Source organism: Streptobacillus notomytis, from assembly GCF_001902585.1.
Taxonomy (GTDB): domain Bacteria; phylum Fusobacteriota; class Fusobacteriia; order Fusobacteriales; family Leptotrichiaceae; genus Streptobacillus; species Streptobacillus notomytis.
In genome coordinates this window covers 1-225 of record NZ_LKKV01000154.1, presented here as the reverse complement: position 1 = coordinate 225, position 225 = coordinate 1, and the positions used below count along the sequence as shown (strand labels likewise).

1 pseudogene is annotated in these 225 nt (G+C 32.0%); it reads right to left on the bottom strand.

Annotation, left to right across the window (positions count from 1 at the left end):
* Window position 1: 1 nt before the first annotated feature.
* Window positions 2-225: pseudogene (locus BUE91_RS06855) on the bottom strand (ABC transporter substrate-binding protein); the annotation flags it as partial.

Here is a 225-nt window from a genome sequence, read left to right as displayed (position 1 = left end):
GTCAATTTAAGACAGTATCAATAACATTTTGTCTATCTAGCCCTTTATTCAGTGCTTTTTTTATAGCTGGATCACTAGTATTATCATTTGCCACTGGATATCCTGTAGGAGAACTTGAAACTAATCCTTTTCTTAGATAAGGTCGAGTTAATCCACGCACATCATTTGATGCTATATGAAATAATCTTATTCTACTAATTTTTTTATCTCCAAATTCAGGTGTTG